Origin of the sequence: Psychromicrobium lacuslunae (assembly GCF_000950575.1) — a bacterium.
In the GTDB taxonomy this organism is placed as follows: domain Bacteria; phylum Actinomycetota; class Actinomycetes; order Actinomycetales; family Micrococcaceae; genus Renibacterium; species Renibacterium lacuslunae.
Genome location: NZ_CP011005.1, coordinates 368,499 through 386,973, shown reverse-complemented (window position 1 = coordinate 386,973; position 18,475 = coordinate 368,499). Strand labels below are relative to the sequence as shown.

14 protein-coding genes are annotated in these 18,475 nt (G+C 58.7%); 2 read left to right on the top strand and 12 right to left on the bottom strand.

Annotated features, from left to right (window positions below):
• Nucleotides 1-75: 75 nt before the first annotated feature.
• The 5 genes from UM93_RS01790 to UM93_RS01770 are packed head-to-tail and all read right to left on the bottom strand — an operon-like array spanning nt 76 to nt 5,572.
• Nucleotides 76-1,599 (bottom strand): DUF4185 domain-containing protein, encoded by a 1,524-nt coding sequence (locus UM93_RS01790; protein ID WP_199921796.1) that lies wholly within the window; start codon nt 1,597-1,599, stop codon nt 76-78.
• A 44-nt stretch (nt 1,600-1,643) separates the two neighbouring features.
• Nucleotides 1,644-2,384, bottom strand: a complete 741-nt coding sequence (locus UM93_RS01785) for a hypothetical protein (RefSeq protein WP_045073292.1) — start codon at nt 2,382-2,384, stop codon at nt 1,644-1,646.
• Nucleotides 2,385-2,386: 2 nt separating this feature from the next.
• Nucleotides 2,387-3,274, bottom strand: coding sequence for a carbohydrate ABC transporter permease (locus UM93_RS01780; RefSeq protein ID WP_199921795.1), 888 nt, complete (start codon nt 3,272-3,274; stop codon nt 2,387-2,389).
• Entirely contained in the window at nt 3,256-4,206 is a 951-nt protein-coding gene (locus tag UM93_RS01775; RefSeq protein WP_082056971.1) for a carbohydrate ABC transporter permease, read from the bottom strand. The genes UM93_RS01780 and UM93_RS01775 overlap by 19 nt, the downstream gene beginning before the upstream one ends.
• A gap of 28 nt (nt 4,207-4,234) precedes the next feature.
• Nucleotides 4,235-5,572, bottom strand: coding sequence for an ABC transporter substrate-binding protein (locus tag UM93_RS01770; RefSeq protein WP_199921794.1), 1,338 nt, complete (start codon nt 5,570-5,572; stop codon nt 4,235-4,237).
• Nucleotides 5,573-5,793: 221 nt separating this feature from the next.
• Here UM93_RS01770 and UM93_RS01765 point away from each other — a divergent pair, with 221 nt between their 5' ends.
• Together UM93_RS01765 and UM93_RS01760 are read left to right on the top strand one after the other, a co-directional pair.
• Nucleotides 5,794-7,428 (top strand): fucose isomerase, encoded by a 1,635-nt coding sequence (locus tag UM93_RS01765; protein WP_045073290.1) that lies wholly within the window; start codon nt 5,794-5,796, stop codon nt 7,426-7,428.
• A gap of 30 nt (nt 7,429-7,458) precedes the next feature.
• On the top strand, nt 7,459-8,445 hold the full coding sequence (locus tag UM93_RS01760) for a LacI family DNA-binding transcriptional regulator (protein WP_045073288.1): 987 nt from the start codon (nt 7,459-7,461) through the stop codon (nt 8,443-8,445).
• A 19-nt stretch (nt 8,446-8,464) separates the two neighbouring features.
• Here UM93_RS01760 and UM93_RS01755 read toward each other — a convergent pair whose 3' ends face one another.
• The 7 genes from UM93_RS01755 to UM93_RS01725 form a co-directional block, all read right to left on the bottom strand.
• A complete protein-coding gene (locus UM93_RS01755; protein WP_052663517.1) occupies nt 8,465-10,897 on the bottom strand; it encodes a GH116 family glycosyl-hydrolase in 2,433 nt (810 codons plus the stop codon).
• 52 nt (nt 10,898-10,949) lie between these two features.
• Complete coding sequence (locus tag UM93_RS01750; protein ID WP_045073286.1) at nt 10,950-11,816, bottom strand: carbohydrate ABC transporter permease; 867 nt, start codon at nt 11,814-11,816, stop codon at nt 10,950-10,952.
• On the bottom strand, nt 11,809-12,747 hold the full coding sequence (locus UM93_RS01745; RefSeq protein WP_052663515.1) for a carbohydrate ABC transporter permease: 939 nt from the start codon (nt 12,745-12,747) through the stop codon (nt 11,809-11,811). The genes UM93_RS01750 and UM93_RS01745 overlap by 8 nt, the downstream gene beginning before the upstream one ends.
• Entirely contained in the window at nt 12,744-14,105 is a 1,362-nt protein-coding gene (locus UM93_RS01740; protein WP_052663511.1) for an ABC transporter substrate-binding protein, read from the bottom strand. Before UM93_RS01740 ends, UM93_RS01745 begins: the two co-directional genes overlap by 4 nt.
• Nucleotides 14,106-14,110: 5 nt before the next feature.
• Nucleotides 14,111-15,223 carry a glycoside hydrolase family 172 protein gene (locus UM93_RS01735; RefSeq protein WP_045073284.1) on the bottom strand — a complete coding sequence of 371 codons (1,113 nt, stop codon included), beginning with the start codon at nt 15,221-15,223 and terminating at the stop codon, nt 14,111-14,113.
• A gap of 259 nt (nt 15,224-15,482) precedes the next feature.
• On the bottom strand, nt 15,483-16,574 hold the full coding sequence (locus UM93_RS01730) for an epoxide hydrolase family protein (protein WP_045073283.1): 1,092 nt from the start codon (nt 16,572-16,574) through the stop codon (nt 15,483-15,485).
• Nucleotides 16,575-16,764: 190 nt separating this feature from the next.
• On the bottom strand, nt 16,765-18,456 hold the full coding sequence (locus UM93_RS01725) for a ribonuclease J (RefSeq protein ID WP_045073282.1): 1,692 nt from the start codon (nt 18,454-18,456) through the stop codon (nt 16,765-16,767).
• Between the last annotated feature and the right edge of the window lie 19 nt (nt 18,457-18,475).

Genomic DNA, 18,475 nt, shown 5'->3' with positions numbered 1-18,475 from the left:
AGCTTGCCCCACCGAAGCGAGTGACTCGGTGGGGCAAGCTGAGGAACTAATCCGGTTGTATAGTCTGGTTCGCGCTTAGGTCCGAGTCAGCGAGAAATCGTCGAGTTGCAGCCAGGCATCACCATGATCGGTCCAGATGCCGCCGTAGACGGTGACCGAGCTGTTCGCTCCTGAGTTGAAGGTCACCGTGTATCTAGTCCAGCCCGGCACACTGCTAAACGTGGCTTCCGAAATCACCTGCCAAGAGGTTGTCCTGGCGCCCAGGAAACCAGCGTAACTGCTCGCCGAGGTACGGACGAAGCCGCTCAGGGTGTATTGGGTGTTTGGGGTTACGGCCACGCTCTGGTGCACGTCCTGCCAGCCCGAGTTATGCCGTGCCCAAGCGTTTTTGTCGCCGCTGAAACCCCAATGCTGATTGTCGATGCCACAAGTACCGGCACACTGCCAATCACCGCCCAGCGCGGTGTTGCGCTCGAAGCTGGGGTCGTTGAGCAGATTGGGTTTAGCCACCGTGGCGTCCGCATTCAAGCTAATTTTCATCAGGTAGGTGTTGTAGGGATTCCACTGCGACATCACGAAGTACAACTCACTGCCGGACGATTTCGGGTGGATAAAACCGCCGTAGAACCCCGGGTAGTCCGAGGGGCCGACGATGGTGCTTGGCGCGCTCCAGGGCCCTTGCGGCGTCGCCGAGCTGCGCAGCACCAGGTCCTCGCCATTGATGTACATCATCAGGTATTTATTCGTGTAGCTGTTGTAGGCCACCGAGATCTCGGAGACCGGAGCGGCGACCACACTGGCCGCTGAGCTCTCGGCCCCGGTGACCCAGGCGCTACCGGTCCAGTACTGATAGGCAGCGGCGCTGAGCAGCTGAGCCTCCGGCACCCTAGCCAGGTGCAAGGAGCCGCTCCGGCCGCTCGGCGTGCCATAGACATAGACGTAGCCGTCCTTGCGCACGAAAGCCTGCATTTGGAATTGGTTATTGCCGGTGCCATTAGCATTGTCCCAGCGTGGCCCCGCGTCCTTCACCCAGGTTTGGCCATTGTCATCCGAGTAGGCGATGGAGGCATAGTTGGTGGTCCACTCCCCCGGTAAACCCCAGTGCCGGACCGACATATAGGAGAGGTATTGCCGCGAACCGACCGAAATGCCCGCGGTCGGAATCACCGTGATTTCGTCATTGTCGATGTGCTTGGCTGAAATCAGCTGCTTGGCGTGCCCCGGCACATCGGTGGCCGCGCTGTCGAAGGTCATCCCGTCAGCCAAGTTGTTATCCGAGCTGCGCAGCAGCACCTGACTACGCCAGTCGCCGTCGACGCCCGCCGGAGTGCCTCCGCCGGGCCCGGTCCAATTCGTGCCGAAGGTGTCGCCGAAAGCGGCCAGCGTCTGACCAGCTCCGTTGTCCCAGAGAATGCCGAGGTCAGTGGCCTTGACTTTCCACTGGGTGTCGGTGGCGCTCAGCGAGTTCGGCCCGGTCACCTTAGAGACCACGGTGGCCGGAGTATGGGCGGTGGTGGCTTGGGCGGGTAATGCCACTAAGGCCGCCGACAAGAAGCCTAGGACCAGGCCGCCCGCGATGAAAGTCCCCCTACGTTTCACGATACAGACTCCTTCAGTTTTAGTGTTCCTTTAGTGCCGTTGCGCTACTGTGCGGCTCCGGCGGTTGTTGTTTGATGGATATTCAACTGCGCTAAAACGGTCCGATAAGCCAGCGCAGCAACTAGTGCGACCGGCACCGGCAGCAACAACATGAGCGCGGCGCTCAGATTGGCGGCCAGCCAGATGCCCAGCACCGCGAGGGCAGCTACGGCGAGGAACGGGATCGGCCGACGAGCTAACAAATGGCAGGCCAGCAACCACTTCTCGACGCCCGGCCTACTCGCCTCGGCCTGGCCACTGTTTGAGGCAGCCCGTGCCGGGAGCTCAGCATTCAAGGCGAAAACAATGGGTAAGGCGAGGACTATGATCACTGAGACACTGCCGCCAACTACCACCGGCAGATAGAGCCACAATTGCGCGGCACTATTCAGCGCTTGCCAGGCGACCAGCGTAAGGGCTATCGGGACAGCGCAGCACAGCGCCTGGCCAAGCGAACGTGACCAGCCCCGGCGAAAGCTAAACAACCAATCCCGGACCCGCGGGTCGTCGCCATCGATGATGCTCAGGGCGGTATGGATCATCGAGGCAAAAACCGGTGCTAGCAAAGCCATCCCCAATAGCACCGACAACGGCGTCAGACCGGGCAGCGCGAAAACCACTAGGCCAAAGCCGAGGCAAGCAAGCACACTTTGCAGCAACAGCAAGGGCAGGTTCTCCCAGGCGCCCCGCAGCGCATCGGCTATCGATACTGCCTCGTCCTCGTGCTCAGCCCCTTGACGCTTCATCGCTAACCCCGCAGCCCGCTCTGCGCAATGCTCGCCACAAAGTGCCGCTGGAAGACCAGGAACAGCACCAGGATCGGCAGCACCACAGCGGTTACCGCAGCGAACACCACCACGGAGGAACCTCCCTGAGCCGCTTGCAAGGACACCAGCCCGACCGGCAGGGTCATTTGCTCCGGACTGGAGAGGAAGATCAAAGGGGTGAAGTAGTTGTTCCACGATGCCTCAAAGCCAAGCACCGCGAGTGCTGAGAGCGCCGGCCCGGAAAGCGGCACCAGCATTCGGAATAGGATCCAGAAATGCCCTGCCCCATCAATCCTGGCCGCTTCGTCAAGTTCACGCGGAATGGTGTTGAAGTACTGACGCAGGAAGAAAATCGCAAAGACATTGATCAGCGCGGGCAGCCACAGCGAAGCGAGATTATCCACCAGGCCGAGTGTGCGCATCAGGATGAATACCGGAATCACAATGAGCTGCCCGGGCACCATCAAAGCGCTGAGCATTAGTACGAAAATTCCCTGTTTGCCCCGAAAGTCGATGCGGGAGAAGGCGTAGGCCGCTAGGACTGCGATGAAGAGCGATCCCACGGTGCTAATCACCGCGACCAGAATGCTGTTCAAGGCCATCCGCCCAAAGGGAATTAGCCCCTCAATCTGGGCAAAGTTGTCCAGGCTGAACGGAATCGGTAACCAGTTCGGCGGCAAGCTGAAGGCGCTCCCGGCCTCAGTCAGGGCCTGCACTACCATCCAGACCAAGGGCGAAACCATCACCAGGCCGATCACCAGAAGAAGCAGATCGAGCAGCGCAGATCCGGTGCTGAACTTACGGCGTCGACGCAGTTTCGGTGCCGCAACCTCGGCGGCTTGCTCAACGCTCATTGCTGGTAAACCCATTTTTTCGCCCCCCAGAATTGCAATAGCGTCACCAGCATCATGATCACGAAGACCACAATGGCGACGGCGGAGGCATAACCAACCTGGAACGCCTGGAAACCCTGTTGATAGAGGTACATGATGATGGTTGTGGTGGAGCCATCGGGGCCGCCCTGGGTGATGATCTGCATCGGGTCAAAAATCTGGAAGGCCCCCAGAAAGGTGATCACGGTAGCAAAGAACAAGGTCGGCGACATCAGCGGAATGGTGACATTCCAAAACACCTGCCAGGAATTAGCACCATCGGTCTTTGCCGCTTCGGTCAGTTCCTTAGGCACCGACTGCAGCCCCGCCAGCATGATGATGAAGGTGAAGCCAATGGTGTGCCAGAAATCAATGCCGATAATGCCGGGTAGCGCCCAGGCCGGATCGGTGAACCAGTCCGGCATGGTGATGCCGATTTGCTGAGCGTAATAAGCCACCGGGCCGAACGTCGGATCAAGCACATATTTCCAGAGCAGTGACACCGCCGCCCAGGAGATCAGGAAAGGGAAGAAAACCGCCGCCCGCAGGAAGTAGGAAACCACCTTGTTCATCACCCGGTTGACGGCCAGCGCAAGCAGCAAACCGCCAATAATGTGCGTCACGATGGAGGCGAGAGCGAACAGGAAAGTATTGCCCATCACCTGAGGTAGCAACGGATCGCTAAACAGCTTGACGAAATTATCGACTCCGCTGAAAGTCGCCGGGGTGAGCAGATCCCAACTGAAGAAGCTCAGAATAATCGCCACCACGAAGGGGCCCAGAATGAAGATCAGGAACAGAATCGCGGCCGGGGAGAGAAAAGCATAGCCCCAGAGCGGGCTGCCCTTGCGTCTATTATTAGCGCTTGAACGCCTGCTTCTGCTGCGACTTCCGCTCAGCTTCGCCGCATCAGCCGTTGCCGAACTCACAACACAGCCTCCGCTTGGCCGAACTGCATCACAGCAGGGCCTGAATCTGCTTATTGGCCGAATCTAGCGCTTCTTGAACTGGCTTAGTGCCCAAAATGGCTTGCTGCCAGGCCTCGGTGATGAACTTCTGCATTTGAGCGCCCTTCGCCGGGGATGGAATCGGCGTCGCCCATTCCACGGATTTAGAGAAGAGCGTGACGTTCTTCGGTGCCCCGGCGGTGAAGGCTTCGCTCTGTGCGACGGCATTGCGGGCTGGCACGTTGGTGCCGCCCACCTTGGCGAAGAATTCGGAGGCTTGCTTCGAGATCAGGAACTTAATGAAGGTCCAGGCGGCGTCCTTATTCTTTGAGGCCTTCAGAATCGGCCAGGCATCCCAACCGATGGGGCTGCCATTGGCTTTGTTCTTGGGGAACTGGATGATCTGCACGCCGTCAATGAAGTTAATGCTCTTAATACCGGGCTGCGCGAAACGTCCGCTCGCGAAAGTGGCGAGCTTGCCCTGCTTCATCTGAGTGCCAGCATCGAACTGGCCGCCCGGTTTCGGCGAGAGCCCCTCGTCAATCAGGCTCTTTACGAATTCGGCCGCCTGCACCGCTTCCGGGGAGTTGTAGGTGGCCTGGGTCCAGTCGGCATTGAGGGTGCTGGTGCCGTTGGTGAGCAGCCAGGGCATGATGTCAGCGAAGGGGAAACCATAGGCTGCCGGGATCAGATAGGCTCCGGTCTTGTCCTTAATGGTGTGCCCGGCTTTTTTGAAATCGTCCCAGGACCAATCGCCACTCGGCAGCTCAACCCCGGCCTTCTGGAAAAGCGAAGCATTCGCGTACAAGGCCACGGTATTGAAGCCACCGGGCATGTAGTAGGTCTTGCCATCGGTGGAGCCGTATTTCTTGGTCCAGTCCAGCAGATTCTTATTCACATCGCCGTAATAGTCATCTACCGCGGCTTTGTCCTTCGCGATGTAATCGTCAAGTGGCTCTAGCAATCCTTTGGAGGCGAGCAGCGCCTGCCCTTCGGTCGCTACCTGGATGATGTCTGGCACTTTGCCGCCGGCGATTTGGGTGGAGACAGTGTTCACAAAGCTGCCCCAGTCCCCCGCCGGGATGCCGGTAGCGTTCAGCGTGATATCAGGATTTTGCTTATTGAATTCAGCAAAGAGCTGTTTAAAGGCAGCCTGCTGATTGGCATCGCCCAAATAGAGAAAACTCAGCGTTGCCTTCCCCGGCGTACCACCTCCGGAGTTGCCGCCACCACACGCCGCTAGGCCACCGAGGGCCGGCACCAGCGCGGCGAGTCCGGCCGCTCTGAGCACATTGCGGCGGCTAAAGCTTGAGCCCTGAGCTACCAGCTGCTGATTTGTAGATTCCACTTTGAACCCCTCACCTTGTCGCCTCCGTCAGCGGGAAAGACCCCCACGGCAGCGTGTTTCCGGACCGATCACTCGTGTCGTAACCCCCAACGGCTGAGATTCGAGAAATCGATTGCATACATACTAAGCATCTCTAGCTTTGGTGCGTCAAGACATTTGAGAAATCGATTACAGTTAGTTATGGTAAAGGCAACTGTTCGATTCAGTCAGAGAGGACTGCCATGACCTACCTCCTGCCCGCCCCAGCCTCCCGCCCGGTCAGCCAGCCGAAAGTTATCTATACGGTGGCTTCCGGGGACCTGCGGCTCAGCGCCAATCAGAAATGCTGGCCTACTCAGCAGCAATTGGAAGCTGACTTCGCTCAAGCGGTGGAAAAGTTCGGTTTCACGGTCTCCCGGGCGCACCAGGAAGACACCGAGACCGGTCATGGTTTCATCGATTCGCAACGCAAAGGCATTGAAGTCTTCAAGAACATTCCGGTGGACGCCCCGCTTGTCGTGGTAGACGCTGTCTGGCAGTACAGCCACCACGTGCTACCCGGCCTGCGCACCCATCAGGGGCCGATTTTGGTGGTCGCCAACTGGGCCGGCGATTACCCCGGCTTGGTCGGATTACTGAACCTCACCGGCAGCATGACCAAGGCAGGAGTCAATTACTCGGCGCTCTGGAGCAAAGACTTCAGTGATGAGTGGGCCCTCAACCATCTTCAAGACTGGCTGGCCAAAGGCGAGATCAGTCACGACACTTCCCATATCCGAGACCTGCCCGAACTGCCAGCCGCGGACGAGGTCGAGTTGGGTCGCGCGCTCGCCGAACAATTGGTTGCCGACAAAGCCATCATCGGGGTTTTCGATGAGGGCTGTATGGGCATGTATAACGCCATTATCGATGATGAGCTGCTGAATCCGCTGGGAATTTTCAAGGAACGGCTCTCGCAGAGCGCACTGGTCGCCGAAATGGCAAGGGTGAGCGATGACGAGGCGGCGGCAGTGAAAAGCTGGCTCGATGATGCCGGGCTGCGCTTCGACTTCGGTGCCGACGAAGCTACCGAGCTGACCCCCGCCCAGGTGCACAGCCAGCTCAAGATGTATATCGCCGCGGTACGCATTTCCGATGATTTCGGCCTCGATGCGGTGGGCATTCAGTATCAGCAGGGCCTCAAAGATACCGTGCCAGCCAGCGATCTGGCCGAGGGACTGCTCAATAATGTGCAGCGCCCACCGGTGTACAGCCGCGATGGTTCGCGCGAACTCTACCCGGGGCAGGCCCTACCGCACTTCAATGAAGTTGATGAGGGGGTTGCCGTCGACGCGCTGGCAACCAACCGAATCTGGACCGCAATGGGCTTCGACCCGGCAAACACACTGCACGACATCCGCTGGGGCGAGGAGTACAACGGCGAATTTGTCTGGGTCTTCGAGATCTCCGGCTCAGTGCCAGCCAGTCACAACGGTGGCTATCAGAACAGCTACAGCAAACGGCAGCCACCGATGTTCTTCCCGCTCGGCGGCGGCACCCTCTCCGGCGTCTCCAAGCCCGGTGAAATCGTTTGGTCGAGGGTGTTCATCATGGACGGCGAACTGCACCTTGATCTAGGCCGCGGCCACGTGGTTGAACTGCCGGCCGAGGAAACACAGCGGCGTCTAGATGCCACTGACCCGCAATGGCCGATTATGCATGCGGTGCTCGACGGCGTCAGTCGCGACCAGCTGATGGCTCGGCACAAAGCCAACCACGTTCAGGTGGCCTACGCCCCCGATGCCGAGGGAGCTGATAAGGCGCTGCTCGCTAAAGCAGCAATGTTTGCTCAATTGGGGGTTCACGTTCATCTGGCGGGTACGGTTAAGATCATTTAGAGGACTAAACCGGACAGAGGTAAAGCATCTATGGTCAAAATCAGTGACGTTGCCCGCGAGGCAGGAGTTTCTGTGGCCACTGTCTCGCGGGCGCTGAATAACCTGGATACTGTCCGCCCAGATCTCGCTGAACAGGTACACCGGGCCGCCGCGCAACTCGGCTATCGGCCGAATACGCTGGCCCGAAACTTACGCAAACAGAGCACCTTGGTTTGGGCGCTGATTATTTCGGATATTGAGAATCCTTTCTTTACCGCGGTCGCCCGGGGCGTTGAAGATACCGCACAGCAAAACGGTTATTCGGTGATGCTCTGCAATTCTGACGAGGAACCGGAAAAAGAATCTCGTTACCTCTCGGTGGCCGGCCAGGACCGGGTGGCCGGGGTGATTCTCTCTCCGCACAGCGCCAGCACCAACGTCTCCGCGCTGGGCCGAATACCGCTCGTGGTGATCGACCGAACCCTCAATGCCCCCTTCGACGTGGTACTCGTGCGCTCCCGTCTGGGCGCTCAGCAAGCCACTAAGCATCTCCTGGATGAGGGCTGGCAGCGACCTGCCTGCATCACCGGGCCGCGGGACGCCGAAACCGCGACCGAGCGTAGCGCCGGCTATCTACAGGCCTTGGAAGGTACCGGCATTGAGCCACAAGTGCAGTATCAACGCTTCCGCAGCGCCGAGGGCGCGCAGGCCACCGCTGAGCTGCTGGACGGCGAGAACCCGCCGGATTCCTTTTTCATCGGCAACGCCTCGCTGGCTCTCGGCGTGCTCGCCGAACTGGCGAAGCGCGGGCTGCGGCCGGGCGTCGATGTCGGCCTGATCAGCTTCGACGACGCACCGTGGGCGCCGTTTATTAACCCGCCCATTTCGGTGGTCGCCCAGCCCGCCTACGACATCGGTGTGCAGGCCGCTCAGCTGCTGGTGCAACGGATTGCTCATAGCGGCCCGCAAGCTCCGCGAGAAGTCAACCTTGCCACCACCTTAGTGGTCCGGGAAAGCTCTCAGCGCAACTCGCACTGAACTCCCGCACTCCCGAGAACTAGTCCACCAACCGCACCGAAACCTCGGCCGCTCCGGGGGCACTGCTGTGGAAACTCGCCTGGCCATTGGCAACTTTAACCTGACCCATGAGTTCCCCGGCAACCACCGGCCAGACCCCCGGCACTGCGCGAAGGGTGATGGTTCGGTTCCTAGCGTCGTACACCAAGCCGCTCCAAGCGTGCAGCAAACCAAAGGATGCCATTGAGCGGACGTAATGATCGCCGCACTCCATCTCATTAAAGGGATTACGACGTCGGCCCGAGAAGCGATCGCGAACGTCCTGCACCACCTGTTCGGCAAGGACATATTGCCCCTCCAGCGCTAAGCCGATAGCGGCCGAGTATTCCAAACCGGTCCACACCTCATGGCAATAAGGAAAAGGACGCACCGGCCGATCCCCGCGCGGGAAGGTACAGTTCAGCAGCCCTTTCTCGTCACCGAGTGCGTAGCTGCGCAGATGGTTGAAATGCGAGTAGAAATTTTCCCGGTGATTGTGCTCGAACACCGTGTTGATCGCCTTTGCGGTGTGCGCCGGATCGAGCCCGGTGCTCAAGCCAGAGAGCTGAGCCATTGAATGTCCAACCAGCTGGTCGCTGGTGCTGCCGGAGCCGATTTGCAGGGCCGGATCGACCAGGTCATCGGAACCCTCATCGGCCCCCTCGTGGTCGTAACGAATCCGCAACCCCTCAGCGATGTTCTCTTCGCTGAGCGGCGGGATCACCTTTTGTTGATAATACTCACCGTTGAAAAGCACCTCCTCGGTCCCGGCCGCCCCACTGGCCAATACTTTGCGGCATTGTTCGGCGAAAGCTGGTTCGTCGAGGTGCTCAGCAAGCTCAGCGCAGGCGGCGAGCGCTGCCAGATACCAAGATTGGTTGACCCCGCTTGGACCGTAATATTCGACGTCCATAGTGTTGTGCTGACAGCCCTCCATCACCCCGTCCTGATCGGCGTCCCAGCCTTTCGGGATCCAAGCGAACTCGATGGCACGCTTCACCCCGGGCCAGAGAGTGCGCAGCTTCTCATCGTCGCCGCTGAGCTGCCAGGTACGGAACAGCCTCAGGATGGCACCCATTTGACCATCGGCGGCGGCTACTGGCCACTCGGTTCCGTTGGTTTCCAGCGGTAAGCAGCTGCGGAAACTCATCATGCCTCGCTCATTGAGCGAATACCGGAATTCCACTTCACGCATGCTCCAGGCAAGTTCCGGGAACAACTGCTCAAGGGCGTATTGATAGTTCCACACGTGGGTGCAGGAGCCATGACAGCTGCCTTCATGCGGGTTACTCCCCTCCCAGGCCAGGAAGGTACCGTCAGCACTGCGCAAACAGGTTTGCGACTTCAACACCGCAAGGTTAGCCAGCGCGGCTTCGATAGCGGTCGCGGGCAGATCCGTTGAACTCAGAGTTTCCACGAAATCGGCGGTTCGGCTCTCCAACTCGGCCAACTGCGGAATTAGCCGAGTCAGCACCTCAGCGGCATCCCGATACTGCTGGGTGTAGTAGTTGCCAATGATCAGGTCACCGTAGACGCCCTTATTGGTCCAGGCGCGCCGATTGGGGAAATGCCAGCCAATCAAGAAGCCGAAGCTCGCACTCTGCCCGGCCGGGATCTGCTTGCTCAGCACAAGCGAGCCGGTGGGCACCTTGGCGGCTTCCGCCGGCTCGTCGAGCTGGCCATCGGCGGAGAAGTCGTCCCAGAAGTCAAGCAAGGAATCACCCCAGGAGCGTTTCGCCCAGCTGGTTCGGCTGGAACTCACCTGATCGAGGGCGGCGAGAGCTAAGGTGCCGAAAGACTCGGCGTCTTCCGGGACCTGGCTTGAGCTGCCGAGCAGCATGGTCCCGCTCGGGCCGTCTAGGCGTTCAAAGCTATTGCCGTCAGGCAGCGGCTGCGTGTGGCGATGTCCCACCACATTGAGCAGGTTCGCCGCCACCGAAACCTGCAATGGTGCCGCCGAGGTATTGGTCACCAACACCCGATAGATCAGCGCGGGAATGCTGCTCGCGGCAACATCCCCAGGAATCAGGGGGTTATACGCCTGCACCACTGCACTGACCGGTAGTTGCGGATCGCTCAGCGCTACTTGACCGAAGGGGTAGGCGGAGCGAAACTCGCTGTCGGCGAATCTGGGCAGCCCGGCCAAGGGTCGGCCTCGGCCATCCGGGTGGTCGTACTGCTGGTCAGGGATCGGCCCCTCCAAGAGCCTGGTCTGCGTCTCGGTGCCGTCGGACAGCCGGATCGCGAAAAAACTCTCCGGGGTGAACCCTTTATTGGGACGATTAAAAATCTCCCAATCGACTAGCTGACCGGAACCACTGAGCGAGATGCAGCCGGTGCCAATGCCGCCGACAGGCATCTTAATGAACGCCGAGTTGGCGGCGTCGAAGGTTCTCAGGATCGGCCACTCAGTCGTTGCAGAAGAGGTGTTCATTGACGGTTCCGCGGTACTTTCTACTCGGCAGACAGGATTCACAGCGCCGGGCTCATTTGAAGCCAGCGCTCTTAATTGAGGCGACAATTTGTTTCTGGAAGAAGAAGAAAATCAACAAGGTTGGCAGCGCCGCCACGGTTGAGGCAGCCAGAATGTAGTTCCAGCTCGAACTGTACTGTTGCTGGAAATTGGCAATCCCGATCTGCACCACCCAAAGATCGGGATTGGAGGTAATGGTTAGCGGCAGCACGAAAGCGTTCCAGTTGGCCAGGAAGAAGAACACCGCCAAGGCGGACATAATCGGCCGGGATAGTGGCAGGATCACACTCCGGTAGATTCGCCAGTAACTTGCCCCATCAATCAGTGCTGCCTCTTCCAATTCGGCTGGTAAGGAAATGTAGAACTGACGGAGCAGGAAAATTCCGAAGGCATTGAAGATCGCCGGGATGATCAGGCCCGCATAGGAGTCGAGTAAGCCCAGGGTGCGGATCACGATGAAAGTGGGGATCAGGATCACCGGAGCACTCACCAGCAGGGTGGAGAAGATCATCAGGAAGATGGTGTCCCGGCCGCGGAACTTCAATCGAGCGAGCGCATAGGCAGCCATCGAGTGAAAAAACAAGGCAAGCACCGTGATCGCCGCTGCGATCAGGAAGCTATTGATCATGTACCGCGCGAAAGGTACCTGCGAGAAAACGTAACTGTAGTTCTCCAAGGTCGGGTGGCTTGGCAGCAGGTCAAGATTATTCACCTCGTCTGCGGGTTTGAAGGAGCTGGTCACCATCCAGAGCAGGGGAAAGACGGTCAGCAGGCCCAGCAGCACGCCAACAATGAAGAGCACCGTCTTCTGCGGCGTCCAGCGCCGGTCAGCACGGGCCGTTTTGAGTTTCTTTCGGGCGGTGCGTGTTGTCTCAGTCATTGTCAAAGCGGCCACCTTTGGTCAGTTTGAACATCAGCAGCGACCAGGCCATGAGCACCACGATCAACAGCGAGCCGATAGCGGCGGCATAGCCAAGCTCCCCGTAGAGGAAAGCTTGCTGATAAATGTAGAAAATCAGTAGCGAGGTAGCTCCGGACGGCCCGCCATTGGTCAGCACGTAGACCAAATCGAAGCCGCCTGTCACCACCGCGATGGTCGAGGTGATGAGCACGAAGAAACTGGTTGGCCGCAGCAACGGCAGGGTGATGAAGCGGAAGCGTTGCCAGGCGCTGGCACCGTCGATCCGGGCCGCTTCGTAGAGCTCACCGGGGATATCCTGCAGACCGGCTAGGAAGATGATCATGTAATACCCCATTTGGAACCACACGGTGATCACCACCACGGTGCCAAGCGTCAACTGTGGATCACCCAGAAATGACAGTCCGTGAATGCCGAAAAGTTCCAGGAAGCCGTTCAGCACGCCGACCTTGTCGGTGAGCATGAACTGCCAGACCATCGCAATCACCACCAGGGAGATCACATAGGGCACGAAGAGCGCACTGCGGATCACGCCGATGAACGGGATGCGCTGCTGCACCAGGAGCGCCAGGCCAAGACCGACGACGAATATTGCCGGCACCACGATCACCAGGTAGAGCAGGGTGACCCCGGTGCTGGACCAGAATTGCGGGTCAGCGGCCATCCGCAGGTAATTGCCGAAGCCAATGAACTCGGCGTGACCGAAACCGTCGACGCTGAAGAAGCCGAGCCCAATCGCGAGCAGCATCGGCACCGCTACGAAAATCAGCAGGCCAAGGGAATCAGGTAGCAGGAACCAGAACGCTGCCCGGCGTTGCTTCCTTTCGCTCAGCGAGACTCGTTTTGTTTCAACTTCGCGACGCCCGGCGGTGCGAGAAAGTTGTACCGTCATAGCAGCGGCGCTCCCCGGTAGTTGGCCAGATAGGCTTCGAGCGCTTGTTGAGCGGTATCGGCTTGCGAGGCAGCCGAGGCGCCGGCCAGTTGCACCGCCTGAAGAGCGTTCGAGACTGTTTTATAAACCACGGGCGGGAACCGCGGTTCGCCGCGCCCGGTGGGCAGGATCAATTCTTTGAAGATCTTCATATGTGATTCTTCGAAGGCGCCATTAGCGGCCATTAGCTTTTCCGAGGACTTCCGCGGCGACATGTCTGACTTAGCACCGAAGCACCAGTCAGAAACCCGTTTTATGCTTTCCTCGCTCATGCTGCCCATGGTTTCGACCACGAATTTGGCGGCCGCTTCAGGGTTCCGGCCGTGTTTATTGACCACCCAGGCCCAACCGCCCAGGATGGTTCGGGGTTCGCCGCCCTTCGGGGTTGGCAGCGGCGCTATTCCATAGGGCAGGTCCGGGGTTTCCTGTTTGAAAGCGGCAAGCTGCCAGATGCCGCTTTGCCACATGGCTGCATAGCCAGCTTTGAAGGCCACCGGAAGGTCCCCGTTAGCGGGCAGTGTGCGCGGCGAGATACCCCGCTTAATACTTTGACCGAAGAGGTCCAAAGCATTCTGGAAGGGCGCCTCAGCCAGTTGCGGCCGTTGCGTCGCCGGGTCCACCACATCACCCTTGCCCTGCCAGAGCCAGGGGTAAAAGGTGAAGTTCTGGTAATAGCCGGGTACCACTTCCAGCACCAAACCGGCCTGCGAGTTGGTACTCAGTTTCTCTCCGACGTCGAGCATTTGTTCCCAGTTCTTGGGCACATCGGCTTCGGAGAGTCCGGCCTTCTCAAAAGACTTTTGGTTGTAGATCAGTGCCAGTGGCTCGATCTCCATCGGCAGTCCGTAGATACCGTCGCCGACTTTTCGGGTGCCTAACGCCTCCGGGTAGAAGTCGTCGATTGCGTCCTGGCTCATGTACGGCGCCAGGTCCAGTAGCGCATCACCGTTGTAATAACGCAGGAAATCGCCCGGGCTGAGCAAGAAGATATCCGGCCCCGCATTGGCCGCAAAAGCGGTGGCCAGCCTGGTGTTAGCGGGATTGGTATAGGCCGGAATGAAGACCGGTTTCACCTGCTGGCTATTCTTCTTGTTCCAGGAGTCAACCGCGTCCATGAACCATTTGCTCTGCTGCACCAGCGGCCCGGTTTGCTGTGGTGCCGGGGCATAGAACTGCCAGAACTGTAGCGGCTCTTCGGACTTCGATGAAGGCGCGCAGCCAGCCAGCGCACTGCCAGCCGCGAGCGCTCCGACCGAGAGCGCAGCCGCCGAGAGACCGCCTTTAATCAGGCTTCTGCGAGCAATAGACTCGGCAACCATCAGGATCAGCTCAACGGTTGCATGGGTTCCCCGGCGAGCTCCAAGTCATCGGCGCTGGGGAATTCCGGGCGATTGGTCGCTGGTCGATCAAGGTAGAAGAAGGCGGTCGAGGCGATATCGTCATGCAGCGGGTTATAGCGGTGCCGCGAACGCCAGCCTAAAGCCTGAATATCAACTGTGAGATCCTGCTGGAAGTGAATGGGGTCCATCACGTGCCATCGATAAAGGCCGAATCGCTGCTGTGAGTGGTACAGACCGTCTGGCCGGATCACCTGCGGCATGCCCAGGTACGGGGTGTTGTATTCGGTGTAACCCTGGCCGGGCACGTCGAAGTTCCAGGCACCACCGAAGTAATCTTCGGTGCCGGTGCCAGCAATGGTTGGCCAGGCACCGTCCGGCTGCTCCCTATCGCCATCCAGGTAGAACTTGATTTCGCCCTCGCCCCACCAACCGGGGCTGTTCACTCCCCAGGCCATATAAGTGCCGACGTAGTGACCGCTTCCTTCAATCCCGGTCAGGATGGGATGAGTCTGCTTATCCGGCAGCGGATTCGACCGCTGGAATTGGGCGTGGAAATATCCCAGGCCAGCAACTTCTTCGGCCTCGGGATAACTTTCATAGCTGACCTGGTAGTACACCGTCGCCTGGTTCTCCACCAGGTTCTCAATAGTGAACCGGGCATTCTTGGCGAACGGCATTGGCCAATAGGAATTGAAACCGCCGTGCGGGTTTGAAGCGACCATCGCCGATGATACTTGAGCGAACTTTCCCCAACCGTTAGCGAAGAAATCGCCGAGTGGTACCTCAATTGCTGGTTCCGTGGCATCGTCCCAATAGGCCCGTAGCACCAGGCTTCGCCAGTGATCTCGGTGCGTGGTCAGCCAAATGTGGGTGACCTTTCCGGCACCGGTGATATTCGCCATCTCAAAGGTGCTGTGCCCGGCGATGTCCACCGAGGGTGAAACCTTCCAACCCACTCCGAGGTCCACCGCACAGGCGGCCCCGGTGCCTTCGGTAGCCCTTCCGCCGCCGCCCTTCGAGCCGTCGAAGTTCTCCGGAGAGATGGAGCGGCTCTGTACTGAACGAAGTGCTGAGATGTCCGGCTGCGAAAGCTTCATTGCTTACCTTTTCTTCACTGGGATTCGTTAAATCAGTTCGGTAATCGTTTACAGAAACGCTATGACAGCTCAGATGGCAAGTCAAGGGCTGCCCCCGAACCGACAGAGATTCCTGCACTTTTCCTCGGGAAAACGATTTCTCTTGTTCGGTTACTGATCTGCGTGCCCGGCATGCTGGTCCACGATGATGCATTGACTTCACGATAGTGCTTCGACACGTCCTTGAACTATCCCAGAGCCATTGAGCTCTCGCTGACGCCTAGCCTAGGGTCCCCACAAATTCCCGCAAGCCCGCGGCGACCTCAGCGGGACGTTGCTTAGCGGCAAAATGGCCACCGTTGGAAAGCGCTCGCCAAAATCTAATATCAGTGCAAGTCCGCGCCGCATAGCTCTTCGGAAAACCACGCTCACCGTATTGAATGAGCGCACCTACCGGCACCGTAATCAGCGGGATTTCCGCACTACGGTGTTGGTCGAAATACGGCAGGAAGGAGGTGCCGATGCTCTGGCTAAACCAATAGAGGCTGACGCAATCCAGAATCTCGTCCCTACTCCAGTCATCCTGAAGGTCAACTGCAGTCCCTCGCCAACCATGAAACTTTTCGACGATCCAAGCAAGCAGACCGGCTGGGGAGTCGTTCAAGCCAATGGCAAGGGTCGTGGGCTTTGTGCTCTGTTCCTCGCTATAGCCCTTCTCGCCCTCCCAACGGGCAGCCAATTCAGATCTGAACTGTTGTTCCTCCGCTGATAGGTCAGTCAATCTAGCCGTACTCGGCAGCGGCGCGTGGGTGGTGAAAAGACCACTCACTGTCTCGGGGTGTTCAGCCGCCAACCATTCACTGGGGCCGGTACCAACGTCTTCTCCGTAGGTCAGGAATCGAGAATAACCGAGATGCTGTGTCATCAGTTCTAATAACATGGCACCAACAACGGAGTCAGACCATTCCGCGGCCCGTGGAGGTTCGGAAAATCCGTACCCCGGCAAAGAAGGCACCACAACGTGAAAGTCTTTCAATTCCTGCGCCAGTGGGAGCAATTCCAGGTAAGAATATGGCCAACCGTGTAGCAAGATAACGGCCTGGGCGTCCGGGTTAGCCGAGCGTAGCTGCACGAAATGCAGCAGACCACCCTGCAATTCGACGGTGTATTGCGGAAGGTTGTTGAGCCGACGTTCGGTGGCGCGCCAATCGTAGCCTTCCCGCCAGTAGGTAACGAGTTCAGCCAGATACTCGAGATCGACACCGGCTTGCCAGCCGGACATAGCAGTGACCCGTGGCAGCCTCGTCTGAGCGAGCCGGGCTCGTAAATCCTCGATTTCGGCAATGGGTACGCTCAGCGTGAATTTCTCCATTTACCCAGCCTAGAATTTTTCCTGCAACGTACTCAGGCCATTGCGGACAGCTACTGTCCGCCGGAGGCTTCTGGCTACCAAGCCATCAGGGCAAGCCACCAAAATAGCGAAATGACTTCGGGATAGTCCGTTGACCCACTGCTGGGCTATCCCGAAGTCATTCAACTATCGCGTTCGAATTCCGCCCTGCTTAGGCCTCCAAGACCACCGGGACGATCATCGGCCGCCGCCGCAACCGACGGTTCACCCAGGTGCCGATCACCCGGCGAACCACCTGTTGCAACTGGTAGTTGGTGTGATCCTTGCTGGCCGTCACCGCCTCTTCAAGGGCGGCGTTGATTTTCGGAATGATTTCGTCGAACACCGAGTCATCCTCGGCTACCCCGCGGGCATGAATCTCAGGGCCGGAGACAATCTTGCCGGTGGTACGGTTCACCACCGTCACGATGGAGATGAAGCCCTCATCACCGAGCACTCGGCGGTCCTTGAGATCCGTTTCGGTCACTTCACCAATGCTGCTGCCGTCCACATAGACAAAGCCGCACTCCACCTGACCAACGATCTTGGCCTGGTGGTTCACCAGATCGACCACGGTGCCGCCGTCGGTCAGCAGTACGTTTTCAGCGGGCACTCCGCTGCTCTGTGCAATCCGACCATTGGCAATCAGATGCCTGGTCTCGCCGTGCACCGGCATCACATTCTTCGGCTTCAAGATGTTGTAGCAATAGAGCAGCTCTCCAGCGGCGGCGTGGCCGGAGACATGCACCTTGGCGTTGCCCTTGTGGATCACCTCGGCACCGAGCTTGAGCAGACCATTAATAACCCGGAATACCGCGTTCTCATTACCGGGAATGAGTGATGAGGCCAGGATCACGGTGTCGCCCTGACCGACCTGAACCCGGTGATCACCGTTGGCCATCCGGGATAGTGCTGCCATCGGTTCACCTTGCGAGCCGGTGCTCATCAGCACCACCTGGCTATCCGGCAGATTATCCACATTCTTGAGATCGACCAGAATATTAGGCGGCACGTCAAGATAGCCCAATTGCGCGGCAATACCCATATTCCGCACCATGGAGCGACCCACGAAGGCGACCTTGCGACCGTGCAAGGCTGCGGCGTTCAACACCTGCTGAACCCGGTGCACATGCGAGGAGAATGAGGCGACGATAATGCGTTTCTCAGCCTGGCCAAACAAACGATCCAGAATCGGACCGATCTCTCGCTCCGCGGTGGTGAAGCCGGGCACATCGGCGTTCGTGGAATCCACCATGAACAAATCAACGCCTTCTTCACCCAATCGGGAAAAGGCCCGCAAATCGGTGATCCGCCCATCTAGCGGAAGCTGATCCATTTTGAAGTCACCGGTATGCAACACGTTCCCGCCGGCAGTGCGGATGAACACCGCAAGAGCGTCCGGGATCGAGTGGTTAACAGCAACGAACTCGCATTCGAAGGGCCCAAGTTGCTCGACTTGGCCTTCCTTGACCGCCATGGTGTAGGGCTTGATCCGATGTTCCTGAAGCTTCGCCTCGATCAGCGCCAGGGTCAGCTGAGAACCGATCAGCGGAATGTCCTGCCGTAGCCGGAGCAAATAAGGCACCGCACCAATGTGATCTTCGTGCCCGTGGGTGAGCACCACTGCCACCACATCGTCCAGGCGATCTTCGATATAGGAGAAGTCAGGCAAGATCAGGTCGACGCCGGGTTGGGTCTCCTCGGGGAAAAGCACCCCGCAGTCCACGATCAGCAGTTTGCCGTCAATTTCGAATACGGCCATATTTCGGCCGATTTCCCCCAAACCACCGAGTGGGACAACCCGCAATGTTCCCGGTGAGAGTTTGGGCGGGGTGCGCAGGCCAGGTTGGGCTACTTGGGTCATACTGTCTCTTTCATATCAG